The sequence below is a fragment of the uncultured Actinomyces sp. genome, from assembly GCF_963526355.1.
GTDB lineage: Bacteria > Actinomycetota > Actinomycetes > Actinomycetales > Actinomycetaceae > Actinomyces.
Genome location: NZ_CAUROW010000122.1, coordinates 1 through 4,752, shown reverse-complemented (window position 1 = coordinate 4,752; position 4,752 = coordinate 1). Strand labels below are relative to the sequence as shown.

Sequence of the window (4,752 nt, the reverse complement as noted above, 5' to 3'; positions counted from 1 at the left end):
ACCAGCAGCATCTGCATGGTTCCGGAGTAGATGACCAGGCTCCACACCGGCGCCCACCACCAGGACAGCCCCTGGGCGACCAGCAGCATCCCGGCGGCCAGCCCCAGGGTTACGTAGCCGATCACGATCGGAACCGCATCGCGAGCGGCGTCACCGACGGTCTGCATCCGCGGAACCGGCCGTGGCCCGGCCGGCGGGTGGACGACGTCGGGTTCAGTCACGGTGACGGTGCCCGTCGATGTCCTGCTCGTGCCGACCGGCCCGGCGCGCCCGGTGGGCGACGACGGCGACCATGATCGTGAGTACGCCCATGAGGACGAAGCGCCCCGACAGGCCGTCGTCCATGACGTAGGTGGACAGGGAGCTCCCCAGGTCGGAGTGGGCCTGGAGCCGGTCGATGGTCGAGCCGAGGATCGACTGAGCGACTCCCGGTGTGAGGACGAAGAACAACCCGATGACCGCACTGATGGTGCCGACGACGAAGGCGCCCAGGGCGGATCGCGAGATCATGAACAGGGCGGCGGCGCAGGCCGCAGTGCCCCCCAGGATCTCCAGGGCGCCCATCGGTGAGGCAGCGGACGGCCAGGTGGAGGGGGTGGAGCCGGTCAGGGCGGCGGCGCCGTCGTGCACGAGGAACCAGGCCAGGGGGAACAGGACGACGGCGATGAGGACCCCGGCCCAGTGGGGCTCGGTGCGAGTGTCCGGGGATCTCAGTGCGCTGGCGCCCTTGAGGAGGATGTCGTCGTCCTCGGCGGAGGCGGTCATGGCGGCTGCGGCCTGTCTGGCGCGCAATCGGCCGCGTTCCTCGGGGTCGTCGCTCTCCAGGGCGCCGGTGGCCGTGGACAGGCCCCGGGGTGCGGAGGCCGCGAGCCAGGCGGGTGCCTGGTGCGAGGAGGGCTCCTCCGTCACCGCGGCGGATGTCGATGCCGATGCGGCCGGGGTCTCGACCGGGGCCTTGGCCGGGGGAGCCTCGCGGTCGGGGGCCTCGGGGTGGTAGTCGGCCGGGACCGAGGTGGACTCGGCCGCTGCGGGCCCGTCCGTCGAGAACTCGGCAGTCGGAGAACTGCTTGCCGGGGAGGTCACGGATGCGGAGGGCGCCGGCTCGGCCGAACGGGCCGTGGACGCGCTCGCCGCCGATCCTGTCCGGGCCAACCGGGCGGCCGGGGTCGCCGGCCACGAGGGGGCTGAGGGGCGGATGTCGGTCGGTCTGACGGCGGGGGCCCCGGTCAGCTCCTTTGTGGCAGTCGCGGCGGAGCCCGCTGTATCCGCCGTGGCGTCCGCCGCTGCTTCTGCCCTGGAGCCCCCCGGGGATACGCGGGTGGACTCGGTCGTCGCCTCCTTGAGCGGTTCCACGGCCGGGCTGAGAAGGGGCTCGGCCGGTGACGCCGCTGCCGGCGGGGTGGTCGGCTGGGCTGGTGACGGCTTCTCGGGCGGGGCTGCTGTTGTTCTTGCGGTGGAGAGAGCCGGTGGCGCTGAAGCGGACGACGTCGAAGGCCCGGACTCCTCGCCGGCTGTCGCGCCGATCGCAACGATGGGGGAGGGGGGCGCCTCGTGGTGTGCGGGCTCGTCCGGGGCTCCCACGGTGCTGGTTGTCACGGCAAAAGGCGCGGCCTTCGCAGCGGGGGCGCCGGCGGGGGCTGTGAAGGTCGTCGGGGTCACGGGCTCCGGGGAGAGCTCTGCCCGACCATCGCTGTCCTGCGGGCCCACTGGATCTGCGACGTCTTCCAGGGCTGTGGTGTCTTCCGGGCTCGTGGGATCCTCGGTGGTGCCGGCCGAGGGAGCGAACACCGGTGTGGTCGTGGCTTCAGCCGCGTCGGCAACCGTGGCCGGAGACTCGTCCTCATCGATGTCCCGTCCGAGCGACGGCGGTGTCTGCGCTGTGGGGACCGGGTCCCTCTGCCGGATCGGTTCCGGGGTCGGCTCGGTGAGTTCAGTCGGTTCGGTCGGTTCGACTGGTTCGGCCGGCTCGGCCGGCTTAGCGGGTTCGGCCGGCTCGGTGGGTTCGGCCACTGCCGGAGCGGGGGCGTCGGCCGAAACGATGGTTGTAGCGGCGGGTGGAACGATGGAGGCGGTCGCGGACGCGGGCTGCACCGGCTCGGCCTTCGACCCGCCGGATGCCGACGATGGCGGAATGGCTGGCGGCATGTCAGGAGTCACGGTCTGGTCCGCTGCGACCTGAGCCTCGTCGGTGTGCGTGTCGCCGGTGTCGTCGTCCTCCGGGGCGAGGGCTGCATCGGCTGACGTGGAGGAGGGCTCCTGAGGCGTCCTGGCGGTCGCCGTGCCGGTGTCCGCGGTCGGTCCGGCGGCAGAACCTGGGATCGACGTCGTGAAGGCCTCGGAGGTCCCGGAGGCCTCAGACGGCTCGGAGGGCGTTGGCTCCGCCTGGGTCGTCACGGGGCGAGGCGAGGGGTCGTCGGCGCGCAGCGGGTCCTGAGCGGGGCGGCCGACCGGGAAGGTACCGACCTCGGCACCCCCCGGGGCGGTCGGTGCCGGGGAGAGGTCCTCGTCGCCGACTTCGTCCGCAGCGTTGGTGACGATTGCGTCATGGTTGACGTAGGTGTCGACTTCGGTGCTGACAGTGTGCCCGGTCGCATCCTGTCGCCCTTCGTCCTGCTGGATGTTCACGGTACGGGCGTCGTCGGTGCTGCCGGCGTTGCCCGCGCTGTCCGTGTCGACCGCCTCGTCCGCGTCACTGCTGCCAGTCCCGTCCGCGGCATCACCGGTGTCGCAGCCGTCGACACCGTCGGTCTCGTCGGCTCCGGTGACCTCGGCCGCCGGGGAGGGGATACCGACATCGGCGGGACTGCCGGCACTGCCGGCGCCGGCTCCACTGTCCATCGTCGCTGCCGTGACCGGCGTGGCCGACGAGGCCGCTGCCTCCTGGGATGCCTGGGCCAACGTATCGGCCAGGTTCTTCAGGGAGGCGAGAGCCTCGTCGGCCAGGTTGACCGTCGCCTCCTCCGTGGGGGCGTCCGATGCCAACGGTCTCGAGGCGGACGTCGGCGCCTTCGAGGCGGCCGGGGCGACGCCGTCTGACCCGCTGGGCGTCTGGGGGGTGGTGCGGTCTGTGTTGTCGGTGCTCACGAGGTCTCCTTACGCATGCACACGGTAGTGGTAGGGGTGGGGACGCCGAAAGGGACGGCATGGTCGTCCCAAAGGCATGACTGCGGGTATGGGACCCTCAGACGCCGGAGCGCAACCGGGCCAGAGCGTTGGCACGGCCGGTGCGGCGAGCCATGTGGGCTCCCCAGCCGATCGCCATGAGCTCGATTCCGATGGCGGCGAGCACGATGGCGTCCGGGCCGTAAGGCAGGATTCTGGAGACCAGCCGGCTGCCAGGGATCATATCGCCACTGAGCGCCGGGACCGCCAGTAGGACGAGGATCGGACCGGTCAGACGCGCACCGAGGGTGGAGCGCGCCGTCGAGGCGGCGGCCGCGGCCAGGGCGATGAAGGAGACGAGGATGGCCCCGAGCATCAGCGGCCCGGTCTGGATGCCGGGGGCCACCGCCCGCAGGTAGGAGCGGGGGAGCAAGAATCCCGCGAGCGTCAGCCCGGCGATGACCCAGGGCAGGGACAGGAGGTGGTCGCGACGGCGTGAGGGTGGTGGTATCGGGGTGGAGCCCACGGTTCGATCGGCCTGGGTGAGGCGGAAGGCGGCATGACCCTGGGTGTGGCCGGCGCGGCGGGCCATACGCATCCCCCAGGAGCCACCGAGCCACAGGCCCGCCAGAATGAGCATGAACCCGGTGCTGATCAGCCTCTGCAGCCAGGGGTAGGGCAGGGAGGCGGCGTGCATGGGGGCCATGAAGACGGCCGCCTGGGCAGCCAGGGCGGTCAGGGCGGTGGCGAGCGCGCCCAGCGAGGAGCGGGCGGCGAACAGCGCGGTGGCGGCGGAGGAGGCCAGCAGAATCGTGCCGAGGAGCAGACCGGCGCGCAGGGGCGAGTCCGGGGCGGCGTCGGCCGTGCCCAGCAGGAAGGGGACGGCCGCGGCGAGGATGACTCCGACGACGGCCGTGAGCACGTAATCGGGTCTGCGACTGCGCGGCGGTCGCCCCGAAGCGCCCACGGGGGCGGGTGGTGGGGCTGAGCCCTGGGCGTGATGGGAGGGGGAGTCACTCACCTGATCGAGTCTAGGGGGTGAGTCCGGCCCATGTGGGATTCGTCGAGGCCCGGGAAGCGTTGGGTACCCCCGGCTGCTGCTGGTTGCGGCTGGCGGTCGTTGACCGGGGGCAGTGGTCATGTGACACAGTGGGTGCGTGGTGCGAATGTCCGTGGGGATCGGGCCGTTATCGGCCGGGGCGCCGAAGAGGCGCGGCATGGCAGGAGCGGTCGGGGATGAAGACCGTTCCGACCTGTTGGTCGAACGGCCGAATGTGGTGGATGTCGCCGAGGCTCCGTCTTCCGCATCCGAGGCCTCGCCGGTGCTGGGGGCGCTGCGGGCAGTGGCGGCCGATGAGCGGGTGCGCGCCGCCGAGGCCGCGGTGCGCGAGGCCTGCACCGAGCTGCGATGGAACGAGGCTCTGCGGCGTCGGTGGCGCGAGGCTCGCGCCGAGGCGGCGATCCGTGGGGCCATCGCCTCGGGCGGTGCGGAGGGGGCCGTGGTGCCCACCGAGGTGCTGCGCGAGCACGTGGCCTCCGCCTCCCTGACCGAGGCTGCCACCGGGGACCCGGGCTTGGACGCCGTGGCCGGGTTGTGGCGTGCCGGGACCCGCCTGGTCGGCTGGATGCCGGACCTGGTGGGGCGAGGAC

3 protein-coding genes and 1 pseudogene are annotated in these 4,752 nt (G+C 72.5%); 1 reads left to right on the top strand and 3 read right to left on the bottom strand.

Annotated features, from left to right (window positions below; all coding sequences use genetic code 11):
- The 3 genes from RWR81_RS12435 to RWR81_RS12425 all read right to left on the bottom strand — a co-directional run.
- Positions 1-167: AzlC family ABC transporter permease (locus RWR81_RS12435; protein ID WP_314458039.1), on the bottom strand; the 167-nt coding region annotated here is incomplete at its 3' end.
- Between the two features lie 46 nt (positions 168-213).
- Positions 214-3,084 (bottom strand): hypothetical protein, encoded by a 2,871-nt coding sequence (locus RWR81_RS12430; RefSeq protein WP_314458038.1) that lies wholly within the window; start codon positions 3,082-3,084, stop codon positions 214-216.
- 97 nt (positions 3,085-3,181) lie between these two features.
- Complete coding sequence (locus tag RWR81_RS12425; protein WP_314458037.1) at positions 3,182-4,123, bottom strand: hypothetical protein; 942 nt, start codon at positions 4,121-4,123, stop codon at positions 3,182-3,184.
- A 196-nt stretch (positions 4,124-4,319) separates the two neighbouring features.
- Here RWR81_RS12425 and RWR81_RS12420 point away from each other — a divergent pair.
- Positions 4,320-4,752 (top strand): annotated as a pseudogene (locus RWR81_RS12420) (hypothetical protein); the annotation flags it as partial.